This window comes from Variovorax fucosicus, assembly GCF_030316825.1.
Classification (GTDB): domain Bacteria; phylum Pseudomonadota; class Gammaproteobacteria; order Burkholderiales; family Burkholderiaceae_C; genus Variovorax; species Variovorax fucosicus.
In genome coordinates this window covers 834,356-849,200 of the sequence record NZ_JASZYU010000001.1, presented here as the reverse complement: position 1 = coordinate 849,200, position 14,845 = coordinate 834,356, and the positions used below count along the sequence as shown (strand labels likewise).

Genomic DNA, 14,845 nt, shown 5'->3' with positions numbered 1-14,845 from the left:
GGGCTCCTATTCGGTTTCGGGTGCCGCCGGCGCGCGGCGGATCGGCGTTTTCGGCCGCAGACCCGAAGTCACGTCGAGTTCCATCTTGTCGCCGCCGCGCTGCAGGGCGAAGCGCGCGGCGCTGCCGGGCTTGAGGCCGGCCACGGCGGTCAGCAGCTCCTGCACGTTGTCGATCTTCTTCGCGCCGACGCCGGTGATCACGTCGCCGGGCCGGATGCCGGCCTTGGCGGCCGGGCCAGCCTGCAGCACGCCGGTGATGATCACGCCCTTGTCGGCCTTGACGCCGAAGGTTTCGGCCAACTCGGGCGACAGGTCGCTCGGCTCCACGCCAATCCACCCGCGTGTGACCTTGCCGTCGCGCACGATGTCTTCCAGCACCTGTTTGGCGGTCGACACCGGAATGGCAAAACCGATCCCCATGCTGCCGCCGGAGCGCGAATAGATCGCGGTGTTGATCCCCTCGAGGTTGCCGCTGATGTCGATCAGCGCGCCACCCGAATTGCCGGGGTTGATGGCGGCGTCGGTCTGGATGAAGTTCTCGAAGGTGTTGATGCCGAGCTGATTGCGGCCCAGCGCCGAGACGATGCCGCTGGTCACGGTCTGGCCGACCCCGAACGGGTTGCCGATCGCGAGCACCTGGTCACCCACTTGCAGCGCATCCGAATTGCCGAGCGTGATCACGGGCAGCTTGTCGAGTTCGACCTTGAGCACGGCGAGGTCGGTGTCGGGGTCGGTGCCGACCACCTTGGCGCGCACATGCCGGCTGTCGTTGAGCGTCACCTCGATCTCGTCGGCGCCTTCGACCACGTGGTTGTTGGTGAGGATGTAGCCGTCGGAACTGACGATCACGCCGCTGCCGAGTCCCACTTGCGGTTGTTCGCCGGCCTGGTCGCCGAAGAAGAAGCGGAACCACGGATCGTTGCTGCGCGGGTTGCGCTGTGCTGCCTTGCTGGTGTTGATGCTGACCACGGCCGGCGAGGCTTTCTTGGCTGCGCTGGCCAAGCTGCCGGGTGCGGCCGGCGTCGAACCCGTCGCGGGTGCTTCGATCACCGAAACCACCCCACCGAGCGAGGTCGTGCGTCGGCTCAGCCATTCGGGCTTCAAGGTGGCGACGACAAAGTAGGCCGCCAGCAGGACGGTGACGGCTTGGGCAAACAGCAGCCAGGTGCGTTTCATGAAAAGGCCAGAGAAGGTTGCGAGGCGCGCGACCATGGCGGTTGCGCGACCAAACCACCATTGTCCCCCAACGCGTCTCGCCAGCAGTCCGCGCCGGGGCCACAATCACGACATGAGCACCACGCGCCACGAACTGCTGCTTGCCTTCGATGTCCTGCTGGCCCCCGGCCGTTTCAAGGACTACGGTCCGAACGGCCTGCAGGTGGAGGGCCGCACCACGGTGCGCAAGATCGTGTCGGGCGTGACCGCCAGCCGGGCGCTGATCGAAGCGGCGATTCATGCCGAAGCCGACGCCATCTTCGTGCACCACGGTCTGTTCTGGCGCGGCCAGGACGGGCGCGTGACGGGCTGGATGCGGCAGCGGCTCGGCCTGCTGCTCGGTGACGATGTCAATCTTTTTGCCTACCACCTGCCGCTGGACGCGCATCCCGAACTGGGCAACAACGCGCAGTTCGGCCTGCAACTGGGGCTGGTGGCGCACGCCGGGTCGACCGGGCGCTTCGGCGAACAGGAACTGGGATTTTTCGGCGGGCGCAGGGATGGGGAGGGATTCGCCAGCGCCGCGGCCCTCGCAGCGCATGCGGAAAAGGTGCTCAAACGGCCGGTGACCCTGCTGGACACGGCGCACCGCCCGGTCAAGAACATCGCCTGGTGCACCGGCGGCGCGCAGGGCTACTTCGAAGCCGCGATCGCCGCGGGGGCCGACGCGTTCATCACCGGCGAGATCTCGGAGCCGCAGGCGCACTACGCGCGCGAGATGGGTGTGGCCTTCCTGGCCTGCGGCCACCACGCGACCGAGCGCTACGGCGCACCGGCGGTGGCCGCCCACGTGGCCGCGCAGCTCGGGCTGAAGCACGAGTTCATTGACATCGACAACCCCGCTTGAAACCTGTTGCCATCACGCTCGGCGACCCGGCCGGCATCGGGCCCGAGATCATCGTCAAGGCGTTTCGCGACGAGACCGAACTCACGCGCGGCTGCTTCGTGGCCGGCGACGTCGAGACCCTGCGTCAGACCAGCCAGGCGTTGGCGGCGCCTGGACGACCCGCGCTGCCGGTCGCGCTGATCGAATCGCTGCAGCAACTCGACGGCGTGCCTCCCCGCTGCGTGCCGGTTCTGCAGGCGATTGCACCGCCGCAGGGCGTGGTGGTGGGCCGGATCAGCGCGGCCGCAGGCCGTGCGGCCGGCGACGCGGTGATCTGGGCCGCGCGTGCGGCACTGCGCGGCGAACTGGCCGCGATCGTGACCGCACCGTTGCACAAGGAGGCGCTGCACGCGGCGGGCTTCGACTTTCCCGGCCACACCGAACTGCTGCAGGCGGAATCGGCGGCCCACCTCGGCCGTCCGCCCGGCGAAGTGCCGGTTCGCATGATGCTGGCCAACAACGAGTTGCGCACCGTGCTGGTCAGCATCCACCTGTCGTTGCGCCAGGCAATCGAAGCGGTGAACTTCGATGGCGTGCTGCAGACGCTACGCATCACGCAGCAGGCGTTGGGAAAGGCGCTCGGCCGCGCGCCCCGGATCGCGGTGGCCGGCCTCAATCCGCATGCGGGCGAGGGCGGCTTGTTCGGGTCGGAGGAGCGGGAGATCATCGGACCGGCGATTGCGGCGGCGCGTGCCGAGGGCATCGACGCCCTGGGGCCCTATGCGCCCGACACGGTGTTCATGCGGGCTCGCACCGGCGAATTCGATGCGGTGGTCGCGATGTACCACGACCAAGGCCTGATCCCGGTGAAGTATCTGGGCGTCGAACAGGGCGTCAATGTGACGCTGGGGCTGCCACTGGTGCGAACCAGTCCCGACCACGGCACGGCCTTCGACATCGCCGGACAGGGAATCGCCGATCCGGCGAGCCTGCTGGCTGCGATCCGGATGGCGCGAGCGCTATCCGCTGCGCCGCACTTCAGGGCCGCTTGAGGCTGTCGCGGATCTCGCGCAGCAGCACAACGTCCTCGGTCGGCTCGGGCGGGGCTGCGGGAGCCGCCTCTTCGGTGTGGCGCAGCCTGTTGATCTGCTTGACCATCATGAAGATGATGAAGGCCAGAATCACGAAGTTGACGGCGATGGTGATGAAGTTGCCATAAGCCAGCACGGGCACGCCGGCCTTCTTGAGGTCGGCGAGGTTGTTGGCGACGCCGGCCGGCGCAGTGCCGAGCACAACATACAGGTTGGAGAAGTCGAGCTTGCCGAACACCAGGCCAGCGAGCGGCATGATGATGTCGGTCACCAGCGAGTCGACGATCTTGCCGAAGGCAGCGCCGATGATCACGCCGACCGCCAGGTCGATCACGTTGCCCTTGACCGCGAACTCGCGAAATTCCTTAAGCACGCTCATGGCGACGACCCCTTGTGATGGTTGCGCAAAAGTGGCCGAGTATAGGTCGCGCGCGGGCTTGCGGCACCTGCGCGCAGAGGCTCCGTGCCGTTGAATCCGCCTCTTACGCTCCGCTACAATCCGCGGTTGACCCAAGCCCCCGCGTAGAAGATTTGAGGACCCCCATGAGTGACATCCCCGTCGGCAGCCCCAGGATCGACGCCAGCAAGCGGACATGGTTGATCGCATCCAGCTGCGCTGGCGCTGTGGGCGGTGTGGCCGTTGCCGTGCCGTTCGTGAGCACCTTTCAACCGTCGGAAAAAGCCAAGGCGGCCGGTGCGCCGGTCGAGGTCGACATCAGCGGGCTCAAGGTCGGCGAGAAGATGACGGTCGAATGGCGCGGCAAGCCGGTCTGGATCCTCAAGCGCACGCCCGCGCAGGTCGCGCAGCTGCCCAAGCTCGATTCGCAACTGGCCGATCCGCAGTCGAAGCGCCACCCTGACGACTTCACTCCCAAATACGCGCAGAACGAAAACCGCTCGATCAAGCCCGAAGTGCTGGTCGTGGTCGGCATCTGCACCCACCTCGGCTGTTCGCCGGTCGACCGGCTGCAGTCCGGCCCGCAACCCTCGCTGCCGAGCGACTGGGAAGGCGGTTTCCTGTGCCCTTGCCACGGCTCGACCTTCGACTTGGCGGGTCGCGTGTTCAAGAACAAGCCTGCGCCCGACAACCTGCCGGTGCCGCCGCACATGTACCTCTCCGACACGCGCCTCCTCATCGGCGAAGACAAGAAAGCCTGAGGCACAAGAACATGGCTGAATTCAAGGAAATCTCGCCCAACGCGCCGGCCGGCGAGAAGCTGCTCAACTGGGTCGACAACCGCTTCCCGCTGACCAAGCTCTGGAACGACCAGTGGGGCAAGTACTACGCACCGAAGAACTTCAACTTCTGGTACATCTTCGGCTCGCTGGCGATGCTGGTCCTCGTGATCCAGATCGTCACCGGCATCTTCCTCGTGATGCACTACAAGCCCGACGCGAACCAGGCGTTTGCTTCGGTCGAGTACATCATGCGCGACGTGCCCTGGGGCTGGCTGATCCGCTACATCCACTCGACCGGCGCCTCGGCCTTCTTCATCGTCGTCTACCTGCACATGTTCCGCGGGCTCATGTACGGCAGCTACCGCAAGCCGCGCGAGCTGATCTGGGTGTTCGGCTGTGCGATCTTCCTGTGCCTGATGGCCGAAGCCTTCATGGGCTACCTGCTGCCCTGGGGCCAGATGAGCTACTGGGGTGCCCAGGTCATCGTGAACCTGTTCGCTGCCATCCCCTTTGTCGGCCCGGATCTGGCGCTGCTGATCCGCGGCGACTATGTGGTGAGCGATGCGACGCTGAACCGCTTTTTCAGCTTCCACGTGATCGCCGTGCCGCTGGTGCTGCTCGGCCTGGTGGTGGCCCACCTGATCGCGCTGCACGAAGTGGGTTCGAACAACCCCGACGGCATCGAGATCAAGGCGAACCGTGGCCCCGACGGCCATCCCGTCGACGGCATCCCTTCGCACCCGTACTACACGGTGCACGACATCTTCGGCGTGGTGGTGTTCCTGACCATCTTCTCGGCCGTGATCTTCTTCGCGCCGGAAGCAGGCGGCTACTTCCTCGAGTACAACAACTTCATTCCGGCCGATTCGCTGAAAACGCCGAACCACATCGCGCCGGTCTGGTATTTCACGCCGTTCTATTCGATGCTGCGTGCGACCACCGACGACATGGTCAACGTGTTCGCGCTGATCGTCGCGCTGGCGGCCATCTTCAATTTCGTCAGGGGCAAGTCGGGCATGGCGCTCAAGATCGCGGCCGTTGTCGTGGCGGCCATCGCGATCCTCCTGCTCAAGACCTTCGACGCCAAGTTCTGGGGCGTGGTCGTGATGGGCGGCTCGGTCATCATCCTGTTCTTCCTGCCCTGGCTGGATCACAGCCTGGTCAAGTCGATCCGGTATCGCCCGAGCTGGCACAAGTATGTCTACGGCGTGTTCGTGTTCTTCTTCCTGATCCTGGGCTACCTTGGCATCCAGGCGCCGGGCGTCTGGGGCAACCTGGTGATCGGGTCGTTCGCGCTCGACATCGCACAGACCGTCTCGCAGATCGGCACGCTGCTGTACTTCGGCTTCTTCCTGCTGATGCCCTGGTGGAGCCGGCTGGGCGAGTTCAAGACCGTTCCCGAGCGCGTTGTTTTCGCGGCGCACTGAGCGGGAGCACACAAGAATGAAAAAACTCATCCTCACGTTGATGACCGCCTTCGCCCTGATCGGCGGTGCCCAGGCGAACGAAGAAGGCATTGCCTGGGACAAGGCGCCCAACAAGACCAACGACGTTGCCTCGTTGCAGAACGGCGCCAAGCTGTTCGTCAACTACTGCCTGAACTGCCATTCGGCGGCGTTCATGCGCTACAACCGGCTGCAGGACATCGGGATCACCGAACAGCAGATCAAGGACAACCTGCTGTTCACGACCGACAAGGTCGGCGAAACCATGAAGGCCAATATCGAGCCCCGCCAGGCCAAGGAATGGTTCGGCGCCGTGCCGCCCGACCTGACGCTGGTGGCACGCTCGCGCGCCGGCCATGGCGGCACCGGTGCCGACTATCTCTACACCTACCTGCGTACGTACTACCGCGACGACACCAAGGCCACCGGCTGGAACAACCTCGCATTTCCGAGTGTTGCCATGCCCCACGTGCTGTGGGAACTGCAGGGCGACCGTCGCCCGGTCTATGAGAAGGTCGAAGCGCATGGCCACGCGACCGAGGTGTTCAAGGGCTGGGAGCAGATCACCCCTGGCGCCATGACGCCGCTGCAATTCGACCAGGCCGTTGGCGACCTCGTCAACTACCTGCAGTGGATGGCCGAACCGGCGCAGAACACGCGCGTGCGCATCGGCGTCTGGGTGCTTCTTTTCCTGGCGATGGCGGTGGTCTTCGTGTGGCGCCTGAATGCGTCGTACTGGAAAGACGTCAAGTAGTTCAACGCCGATCGGGTGCGCCGCGCCCGATCCCGCAGAGTGGGTTGCAAACGCGACCCACTCTTTTTGATTTTTAGGAGCCTTTCGCCATGATGGTTTTGTATTCAGGAACGACCTGCCCTTTCTCCCATCGTTGCCGCTTCGTGCTGTTCGAGAAGGGCATGGACTTCGAGATCCGCGACGTCGATCTCTACAACAAGCCCGAAGACATCAGCGTGATGAACCCGTACGGCCAGGTGCCGATTCTGGTCGAGCGCGACCTGATCCTGTACGAGTCGAACATCATCAACGAGTACATCGACGAGCGCTTCCCCCATCCGCAATTGATGCCCGGCGACCCGGTCGACCGCGCGCGCGTGCGCCTGTTCCTGCTCAACTTCGAGAAGGAACTGTTCGTGCACGTGTCGACGCTCGAGAATCGCACCGCCAAGGGCAACGAGAAGGCGCTCGAAAAGGCACGTGCGCACATCCGCGACCGCCTCACGCAACTCGCACCCGTGTTCCTCAAGAACAAGTACATGCTGGGCGACAACTTCTCGATGCTCGATGTGGCGATCGCGCCACTGCTCTGGCGTCTTGACTACTACGGCATCGACCTCAGCAAGAATGCTGCGCCGCTGCTCAAGTACGCCGAGCGGATCTTCTCGCGCCCGGCCTATATCGAGGCACTGACGCCGTCCGAAAAGGTCATGCGCAAATAATAGGCTCGCCCCCAGGCTTCGCGCACTTCGTGTCGCTTCGCCAACCCCCTACCGGGGGCAACACCTGCGGCCCGGCGGAGCCGGTTCCGCGGTGTTTTGCGAAGAGGCAGAGGCTGTTTCGGGCCACAGTGTTGCGATTGCACGGTAGAAAATTTTCATGATCAACGCGCTCGAGTCGTCTTCCACCCGCCCGTACCTCATCCGGGCGCTGTATGAATGGTGCACCGACAACGGGTTTACGCCCTATGTCGCGGTGCAGGTCGACGAGTCGGTGCAGGTGCCTCGCGAGTACGTGAAGAACGGCGAGATCGTGCTGAACATCAGCTTCGACGCGACCAGCTCGCTCAAGCTCGGCAACGATTTCATCGAGTTCAAGGCACGCTTTGCGGGCACGGCACGCGAGATCAGCGTGCCGGTCGGTCGCGTGATTGCAATCTACGCGCGCGAGAATGGGCAGGGCATGGCGTTTCCCGCGCCGGCACCGGCCGAAGGCGCGTCGTCGGCGGCGCAGCCGGCCCTTTCCGCCCCCGCTCGCTCACCGCTGCGCGATGCTTCGCGCGGTACCGAGGGTGACGCGGGCAAGGTGGTGCATCTGGTCTCTGATGAAGGTACCGAGACGCCAGCCGAGCCTGTTGATCCGGGCGAGGAACCGCCGCGGCCACCGGCCGGCGGCGGCTCGCGCCCCGCGCTCAAGCGCATCAAGTAGGCCGCAGCCCCTTGGGGCCAGCCCGCTAAAATTCACAGCCACGCCGCTTTAGCTCAGTTGGTAGAGCAACCGCCTTGTAAGCGGTAGGTCGTCAGTTCGATTCCGACAAGCGGCACCATCTTCTCTTCACTCAACGCCGGGTCTGCACCTTGATGCGGATCGTCGCGCCCTCCCAACCCTTGCTGCGCAGCCGAGCCTGCAGCGCCGGCAGCAACTGGCGCAGTTTGGCGGCTGCGGCGCTGCCTTGCACCAGCAGGCACCACACGTCGCCTTCGACCGGCCCGGCCTGGATCGCGCCACGCATCTCCGGCGGAATGCCTTCGAGCACCACGCGCAGCCGCTCATTGGTGTCGCGCACACGGGCGGCCAGGCTGGCCAGGGTGGGCGAGCCCTCGGTCGCCTGCTGCAGTGTGACGGGGTTGAATCGACGGTTCATGGAGGGGCAATCGGAGCGGATCAAGACGGCTAAAATCTGCGGTTTGCCGGCGTTCGCGCCAGCGGGGCCTCGCCTGCATTCTTGCGATTCTTGCAAACGCGCAAAGCGCGCCCACCTGCATTCACCATATCTTAGGATTTCGGTCGCAGCGCCTGAACCTGTCAGGCGCCCGTCGATCCTCCACTCATGGCCACCAACTTTCTCACCCAACTTTTCGGCAGTCGCAACGACCGTCTTCTCAAGCAGTATCGCAAGACGGTCGATCGCATCAATGCCCTCGAGCCCGTCTTCGAGAAGCTCGACGAAGCGGCGCTGAAAGCCAAGACCCAGGAGTTCAAGGATCGGCTTGGACGCGGCGAGTCGCTCGACGACCTGCTGCCCGAAGCCTTCGCCGTGGTGCGCGAGGGCTCCAAGCGCATCATGAAGATGCGCCACTTCGACGTGCAGTTGCTGGGCGGCATGGCGCTGCACAACGGCAAGATCTCGGAAATGCGCACGGGTGAAGGCAAGACGCTCACCGCGACGCTGTCGGTCTACCTGAATGCCCTTTCGGGCAAGGGCGTCCATGTGGTCACCGTGAACGACTACCTGGCGAGCCGCGATGCGCAGTGGATGGGCCGGCTCTACAACTACCTGGGCCTGACCGTCGGCATCAACCTGCCGAACATGCCGCGCGAGGCCAAGCAGGAGGCCTACCGTTGCGACATCACCTACGGCACCAACAACGAGTATGGCTTCGACTACCTGCGCGACAACATGGTGTACGAGACGCAGGATCGCGTGCAGCGCGGGCTCAACTATGCAATCGTCGACGAGGTGGATTCGATCCTGATCGACGAGGCGCGCACGCCGCTGATCATCAGCGGCCAGGCCGAAGACCACACCGAGACCTACCTCGCCATCAACAAGGTGGTGCCGCTGCTGAAAAAGCAGGAGGGCGAGGCCGACCCGCGCACCGGCGAGGGTGTCGTCACGCCGGGCGACTTCACGGTCGACGAGAAAACGCACCAGGTGTTCCTGACCGAAGACGGCCACGAGAAGGCCGAGCAGATCCTGTCGGACTTCAAGCTGCTGCCCGAAGGTGCGTCGCTCTACGATCCGGCCAACATCACGCTGATGCACCACCTGAATGCAGCACTGCGTGCACGCCACCTCTACCACCGCGACCAGCACTATGTGGTGCAAGAGGGCGAGGTGATCATCGTCGACGAATTCACCGGCCGTCTCATGAGCGGACGGCGCTGGAGCGACGGCCTGCACCAGGCGGTCGAAGCCAAGGAAGGCGTCGAGATCCAGGCTGAGAACCAGACGCTCGCCTCGATCACGTTCCAGAACTACTTCCGGTTGTACGCCAAGCTGTCGGGCATGACCGGCACGGCCGACACCGAGGCCTACGAGTTCCAGGAAATCTACGGGCTCGAGACGGTCATCATCCCGCCCAACCGGATCAGCAAGCGCGACGATCAGCTGGATCGGGTCTACAAGACCACGCGCGAGAAGTACCAGGCGGCGATCGAAGACATCCGCGAATGCTACGAGCGCGGCCAGCCGGTGCTGGTCGGCACCTCGTCGATCGAGAACTCCGAGATCATCGACGGCCTGCTGAACGAGGCGGGCCTGCCGCATCAGGTGCTGAACGCCAAGCAGCACGCACGCGAGGCCGACATCGTGGCGCAGGCCGGTCGGCCGAAGATGATCACCATCGCGACCAACATGGCCGGCCGCGGCACCGACATCGTGCTGGGCGGCAACGTCGAGAAGATGATCGAGGCGCTCGAGGCCAATCCCGAAGTCGACGAGGCGGCACGCGAAGCCGAGGCTGCCCGACTGCGCGCCGATTGGGCGAAGGAACATGAGTTCGTCACGGCGCAGGGCGGCCTGCGCATCATCGCCACTGAGCGCCACGAATCACGCCGTATCGACAACCAGCTGCGTGGCCGTTCGGGCCGGCAGGGCGACAACGGCTCTTCGCGCTTCTACCTGAGCCTGGACGACCCGCTGATGCGCATCTTCGCGGGCGACCGCGTCAAGGCGATCATGGAGCGCCTCAAGATGCCGGACGGCGAGGCGATCGAAGCCGGCATCGTCACGCGGAGCATCGAAAGCGCGCAGCGCAAGGTCGAGGCGCGCAACTTCGACGTGCGCAAGCAATTGCTCGAGTACGACGACGTGAGCAACGACCAGCGCAAGGTGATCTACCAGCAGCGCAACGACATCCTCGACGCGACCGATCTCGGTGCGCAGATCACAGCGCTGCGCGAAGGCTGCTTCATGGACTTGGTGCGCCAGTACGTGCCTGCCGAATCGGTCGAAGAACAGTGGGATCTGCCGGGCCTCGAGAAAGTGCTGGCCAGCGACTGGGGCCTCGAGCTGCCGTTGGTCAAGGATGTCGAGAGCGCGACCGCGGTGTCGGACGACGACATCGTCGACAAGGTGGTCGCGGCTGCCAACGCGGCCTTTGCGGCCAAGGTCGAACTGATCGGGCCGGAGAACTTCACCCAGTTCGAGCGCATGGTGCTGCTGCAGAGCATCGACACGCACTGGCGCGAGCACCTGTCCTCGCTCGACTACCTGCGCCAGGGCATTCACCTGCGCGGCTATGCGCAGAAGCAGCCCAAGCAGGAATACAAGCGCGAGGCGTTCGAGCTGTTCGGCCAGTTGCTCGACTCGGTCAAGAACGAGGTGACGCGCCAGCTCATGACGGTGCGCGTGCAGTCGAGCGAACAGCTCGACGAGGCGGCCGAAGCCCTGGAGAACCGTGCCGACGCGATCTCGAACATCACCTACACCGCACCGACCGAAACCGGCGAGGCCGAAACGCGCGTCGACGAGGAGAGCCTGCGCCGCGCAGCGGTCGGTGGCGGCCTGAGCGTCGGTGCCGCCGCGTTCGCGCGGGTCGGCCGCAATGATGCCTGCCCCTGCGGCAGCGGCAAGAAATTCAAGCATTGCCACGGCAAGTTGTCCTGACCCGAGCGAGAAACCTCATCCATGCCCGTCAACCTCACTGCTCCTGATCCTGCCGCGCTGTTCGCGGTGCCCGGCGTGCGCATCGGCGTGGCCGAAGCCGGCGTGCGCAAAGCCAATCGCAAGGACTTGACGGTCGTGCTGATCGACGAAGGCGCAGCGGTCGGCGGCGTGTTCACACAGAACCGCTTCTGTGCGGCGCCGGTGCAGGTCTGCCGCGAGCATCTTGCAAAGAACTACGGCATTCGCGCGATGCTGATCAACACCGGGAACGCGAACGCCGGCACCGGCCAGGACGGGCTGGCACGCACGCACCAGACCTGCGTGGCACTGGCGCGCGAGCTGGACATCGCGCCCGAACAGATCCTGCCGTTTTCGACGGGCGTGATCATGGAGCCGCTGCCGGTCGATCGCATCGAAGCGGGGTTGCCCGCTGCCTTGGCCGACGCATCGCCCGACCACTGGGCGCGCGCGGCCGAAGGCATCATGACCACTGACACGGTGCCCAAGGCCTTCAGCCAGCGCGTGCAGGTTGGCGGCGCGACGGTTACCGTCACTGGCATCAGCAAGGGCGCCGGCATGATCCGACCCAACATGGCGACCATGCTCGGCTTCATGGCGACCGATGCAAGGATCGACCCGGCCCTGATCCATCCTCTGGCCAAGGCGTTGGCCGATGCCTCGTTCAACCGCGTGACGATCGATGGCGACACCTCGACCAACGACTCGTTCGTGGTCATCGCCACGCAGAAAGCTGCGCACGCTCCGGTCACCTCGCTCAATTCGGCGGACGGCCGCGCACTGCTCGAAGCGATGCGCAATGTCGCGCGCCTGCTTGCGCAGGCCATCGTGCGCGACGGTGAAGGCGCCACCAAGTTCATCACGATCCGCGTCGAAGGCGGGCGCGACGCGGCCGAGTGCCGCCAGGTCGCCTATGCGGTCGCGCATTCGCCGCTGGTCAAGACCGCGTTCTTCGCGAGCGACCCGAACCTCGGACGCATCCTGGCCGCCGTCGGCTATGCGGGCATCGACGATCTCGACCAGACCGGCATCGACCTGTATCTCGACGACGTGCACGTGGCCGTGAAGGGTGGGCGCAATCCCTCGTACCGCGAGGAAGACGGGCAGCGCGTGATGAAGCAGAGCGAGATCTCGGTGCGCATCGGCCTCGGCCGCGGCGACGCGAGCGATACCGTGTGGACCTGCGACCTGAGCCACGACTACGTGTCGATCAATGCCGACTACAGGTCATGAATGAAAAGTTTGAGAAGCTGATCGAGCGGGCCGAGCAACTCATCACCCGCATCGAATCGGTGCTGCCGCAGCCGCTTTCGGCGCCGGCCGACTGGGGCGCGTCGATCGCCTGGCGCTATCGCCGGCGCAGCACCGGCCACGGCGTGCTGGAGCCGGTGCGGCATGTGGCCGCGATGGCGCTCGACGACCTGAAGGAAATCGACCTCCAGAAGGAAAAGATCGCACGCAACACGCGCCAGTTCGTCGAGGGCAAGCCGGCCAACAACGTGCTGCTCACCGGCGCGCGCGGCACCGGCAAATCGTCGCTGATCCGGGCCTGCCTGCAGACCTATGCGCCGCAGGGCCTGCGCCTGATCGAGGTCGACAAGGCCGAACTGACCGACCTTCCGGACATCGTGGATGTTGTGTCCGGTCGCCCGGAGAAGTTCATCGTGTTCAGCGACGACCTGAGTTTCGACGAGGGCGAGCCGGGCTACAAGGCGCTCAAGTCGATCCTGGACGGCTCGATCGCAGCCTCGACCGCCAACGTACTGATCTATGCGACCAGCAACCGCCGCCATCTGCTGCCCGAGTACATGAAGGACAACCTCACGTACAAGCACACGGATGACGGCGAGGTGCATCCGGGCGAGGTCATCGAAGAAAAGATCTCGCTGTCGGAGCGCTTCGGCCTCTGGGTCAGTTTCTATCCGTTCAGCCAGAACGAATACCTCGCGATCGTGGCGCAGTGGCTTTCGTCGTTCGGCGTGACCGCTGTGGCGATCGAGGCGGCGCGCGCGGACGCGCTGGTCTGGGCGCTGGAACGCGGCTCGCGCAGCGGCCGCGTGGCCTACCAGTTCGCGCGTGACTACGCCGGGCGGGCAGTGGCATGACTGCGCCGCGTCAGCACACCGAAGTCGCGGTCGGCGTGTTGTTGCGCGACGATGGCGCACTGTTGCTGTCGACTCGACCCGAGGGCAAGGCCTACGCCGGCTATTGGGAGTTTCCGGGCGGCAAGATCGAGGCGGGTGAATCGGTGGAGCAGGCGCTGCGGCGCGAGCTGCAGGAAGAACTCGGCATCACGATCGCAGGCGCCGAGGCCTGGAAGGTCACCGAGCACGACTACCCGCACGCGCTGGTGCGGCTGCACTGGTGCAAGGTGCGCGACTGGCGCGGCGAGTTCGAGATGCGCGAAGGTCAGCAGATGTGCTGGCAGCAATTGCCGCTCGACGTGACGCCGGTGCTGCCGGGCGCGCTGCCCGTGCTGGACTGGCTGGCGCAGGAACGCGGCCTGTAGAACCGGGCCTGCTACTGCAGTCTGGGATCGCCGGGCAGCTCGTCGTCTGGCGGTGCGTCTGCCGCCACGCGGAACGATTCGCTGGCCCAGGCACCGAGGTCGATGCCCTTGCAGCGGGCGCTGCAGAACGGACGGTAAGGGTTGCGCGGCGCGTAGTAGCTGTCTTCGCCACAGGCCGGGCAGCGAACGATGCGTTCGCCGAAATTCGCTTCGCCGCTCATGCGCAGAGAGTCAGTTCAAAAGGTGTGTCTTCGCTGCTCTGATGCAGCCGGTCATCCGCTTCCTGCCGCATCAGCCGCACCGACACCATCAGGCGGTTGCCGCTGATCTCGGGCACGAGGCCGAATGCGGGGTCGATGCGCAGCCGCAGCAACTGGAAGCTTCGGCCCTGCGGCAGCGTTTGCTGGAACTGGCCGGCGCTGGCCATGACCTTGTAGGGCACATCGGCATCGCGCAGCAACTTCAGCAGCAGGTAGATCGATTCGGCCAGCGGCGCCAGCGTGGCCGACCAGCGCTCGAGGTCTGCGCGCCGCGCCGAGGGTTTGTGATGCTGCCAGCTGTAGTAGGCCGGCAGATCGAACTCACAGGTGCCGCCCGGAATGCCGGCACGGCTGCGGATGCTCATCAGCCACTCGTTCTCCGTGAGCGCCTGCCCGGCCTTGCCCGGCACCGTGTTGAGCGTCGCAAAGTTGCGCTCGAGTTGCGCCACCACCTGGTCGAGCACGGCTTCAGAAATCGCGGGGTTGCCGCGGTAGCTGTTGAAGACGTTCTTGTGCTTGTCGAGGTCGCGCAGCACATCGGCCTTGAGGTCGGCACGCGCCGCCACATCCATGACCTCGAAGATCGTGATCAGGGCGTAGTGGTGCGACAGCGCCGAGTCGGCCGGAACCAGTTCGCCCAGGCGGCGAAAGAGATGTTCGAGCCGGAGGTAAGTCCGGATGCGCTCGTTGAAAGGGTACTCGTAGAGGATCACGCGTCGGCTTTCAGTCGATCGATCA

General features: G+C 65.1%; 16 protein-coding genes and 1 tRNA gene. 12 read left to right on the top strand and 5 right to left on the bottom strand.

The window, feature by feature from the left end; all coding sequences use genetic code 11:
* Nucleotides 1–6: 6 nt before the first annotated feature.
* Nucleotides 7–1,176 (bottom strand): Do family serine endopeptidase, encoded by a 1,170-nt coding sequence (locus QTI05_RS04000; RefSeq protein WP_286541909.1) that lies wholly within the window; start codon nucleotides 1,174–1,176, stop codon nucleotides 7–9.
* Between the two features lie 112 nt (nucleotides 1,177–1,288).
* Between QTI05_RS04000 and QTI05_RS03995 the strand changes: the two genes are divergently transcribed.
* Entirely contained in the window at nucleotides 1,289–2,062 is a 774-nt protein-coding gene (locus tag QTI05_RS03995; RefSeq protein WP_286541910.1) for a Nif3-like dinuclear metal center hexameric protein, read from the top strand.
* Nucleotides 2,059–3,093 carry a 4-hydroxythreonine-4-phosphate dehydrogenase PdxA gene (pdxA, locus tag QTI05_RS03990; protein WP_286622984.1) on the top strand — a complete coding sequence of 345 codons (1,035 nt, stop codon included), beginning with the start codon at nucleotides 2,059–2,061 and terminating at the stop codon, nucleotides 3,091–3,093. Before QTI05_RS03995 ends, pdxA begins: the two co-directional genes overlap by 4 nt.
* On the opposite strand, the gene mscL is transcribed toward pdxA, so the two are convergent.
* Nucleotides 3,080–3,511, bottom strand: a complete 432-nt coding sequence (mscL, locus tag QTI05_RS03985) for a large conductance mechanosensitive channel protein MscL (protein ID WP_286541912.1) — start codon at nucleotides 3,509–3,511, stop codon at nucleotides 3,080–3,082. The two genes, pdxA and mscL, sit on opposite strands and share 14 nt — an antisense overlap.
* A gap of 164 nt (nucleotides 3,512–3,675) precedes the next feature.
* Between mscL and petA the strand changes: the two genes are divergently transcribed.
* The 6 genes from petA (at nucleotide 3,676) to QTI05_RS03955 (ending at nucleotide 8,035) form a co-directional block, all read left to right on the top strand.
* Nucleotides 3,676–4,290 carry a ubiquinol-cytochrome c reductase iron-sulfur subunit gene (petA, locus tag QTI05_RS03980; protein WP_286541913.1) on the top strand — a complete coding sequence of 205 codons (615 nt, stop codon included), beginning with the start codon at nucleotides 3,676–3,678 and terminating at the stop codon, nucleotides 4,288–4,290.
* Between the two features lie 11 nt (nucleotides 4,291–4,301).
* Nucleotides 4,302–5,738 carry a cytochrome b gene (locus QTI05_RS03975; RefSeq protein WP_286622983.1) on the top strand — a complete coding sequence of 479 codons (1,437 nt, stop codon included), beginning with the start codon at nucleotides 4,302–4,304 and terminating at the stop codon, nucleotides 5,736–5,738.
* A 16-nt stretch (nucleotides 5,739–5,754) separates the two neighbouring features.
* Nucleotides 5,755–6,510: a cytochrome c1 gene (locus QTI05_RS03970; RefSeq protein WP_286541915.1), complete on the top strand. Its 756-nt coding sequence runs from the start codon at nucleotides 5,755–5,757 to the stop codon at nucleotides 6,508–6,510.
* 89 nt (nucleotides 6,511–6,599) lie between these two features.
* Nucleotides 6,600–7,211: a glutathione S-transferase N-terminal domain-containing protein gene (locus tag QTI05_RS03965; RefSeq protein WP_286541916.1), complete on the top strand. Its 612-nt coding sequence runs from the start codon at nucleotides 6,600–6,602 to the stop codon at nucleotides 7,209–7,211.
* 157 nt (nucleotides 7,212–7,368) lie between these two features.
* Nucleotides 7,369–7,917 (top strand): ClpXP protease specificity-enhancing factor, encoded by a 549-nt coding sequence (locus QTI05_RS03960; RefSeq protein WP_286622982.1) that lies wholly within the window; start codon nucleotides 7,369–7,371, stop codon nucleotides 7,915–7,917.
* A 42-nt stretch (nucleotides 7,918–7,959) separates the two neighbouring features.
* Nucleotides 7,960–8,035, top strand: a tRNA-Thr gene (locus tag QTI05_RS03955).
* Between the two features lie 12 nt (nucleotides 8,036–8,047).
* Here the strand turns inward: QTI05_RS03955 and QTI05_RS03950 are convergent.
* Nucleotides 8,048–8,353 (bottom strand): hypothetical protein, encoded by a 306-nt coding sequence (locus QTI05_RS03950; protein ID WP_286541918.1) that lies wholly within the window; start codon nucleotides 8,351–8,353, stop codon nucleotides 8,048–8,050.
* A 186-nt stretch (nucleotides 8,354–8,539) separates the two neighbouring features.
* On the opposite strand from QTI05_RS03950, the gene secA reads away from it, so the two are divergent.
* Genes secA through QTI05_RS03930 form a run of 4 tightly spaced genes read left to right on the top strand, consistent with a single transcriptional unit; the run spans nucleotide 8,540 to nucleotide 13,847 of the window.
* Entirely contained in the window at nucleotides 8,540–11,320 is a 2,781-nt protein-coding gene (gene secA, locus QTI05_RS03945) for a preprotein translocase subunit SecA (RefSeq protein ID WP_286622981.1), read from the top strand.
* A gap of 21 nt (nucleotides 11,321–11,341) precedes the next feature.
* The gene (gene argJ, locus QTI05_RS03940) at nucleotides 11,342–12,571 is read left to right on the top strand and encodes a bifunctional glutamate N-acetyltransferase/amino-acid acetyltransferase ArgJ (RefSeq protein WP_286541920.1); all 1,230 of its coding nucleotides are present in this window, start codon (nucleotides 11,342–11,344) and stop codon (nucleotides 12,569–12,571) included.
* Complete coding sequence (locus QTI05_RS03935; RefSeq protein ID WP_286541921.1) at nucleotides 12,568–13,443, top strand: ATP-binding protein; 876 nt, start codon at nucleotides 12,568–12,570, stop codon at nucleotides 13,441–13,443. Before argJ ends, QTI05_RS03935 begins: the two co-directional genes overlap by 4 nt.
* Complete coding sequence (locus QTI05_RS03930; RefSeq protein ID WP_286541922.1) at nucleotides 13,440–13,847, top strand: NUDIX domain-containing protein; 408 nt, start codon at nucleotides 13,440–13,442, stop codon at nucleotides 13,845–13,847. Before QTI05_RS03935 ends, QTI05_RS03930 begins: the two co-directional genes overlap by 4 nt.
* Nucleotides 13,848–13,858: 11 nt before the next feature.
* Here QTI05_RS03930 and QTI05_RS03925 read toward each other — a convergent pair whose 3' ends face one another.
* Both QTI05_RS03925 and zapD read right to left on the bottom strand, forming a co-directional pair.
* Nucleotides 13,859–14,068, bottom strand: a complete 210-nt coding sequence (locus tag QTI05_RS03925) for a DNA gyrase inhibitor YacG (protein ID WP_286541923.1) — start codon at nucleotides 14,066–14,068, stop codon at nucleotides 13,859–13,861.
* Nucleotides 14,065–14,820: a cell division protein ZapD gene (gene zapD, locus QTI05_RS03920; RefSeq protein WP_286541924.1), complete on the bottom strand. Its 756-nt coding sequence runs from the start codon at nucleotides 14,818–14,820 to the stop codon at nucleotides 14,065–14,067. The genes QTI05_RS03925 and zapD overlap by 4 nt, the downstream gene beginning before the upstream one ends.
* Between the last annotated feature and the right edge of the window lie 25 nt (nucleotides 14,821–14,845).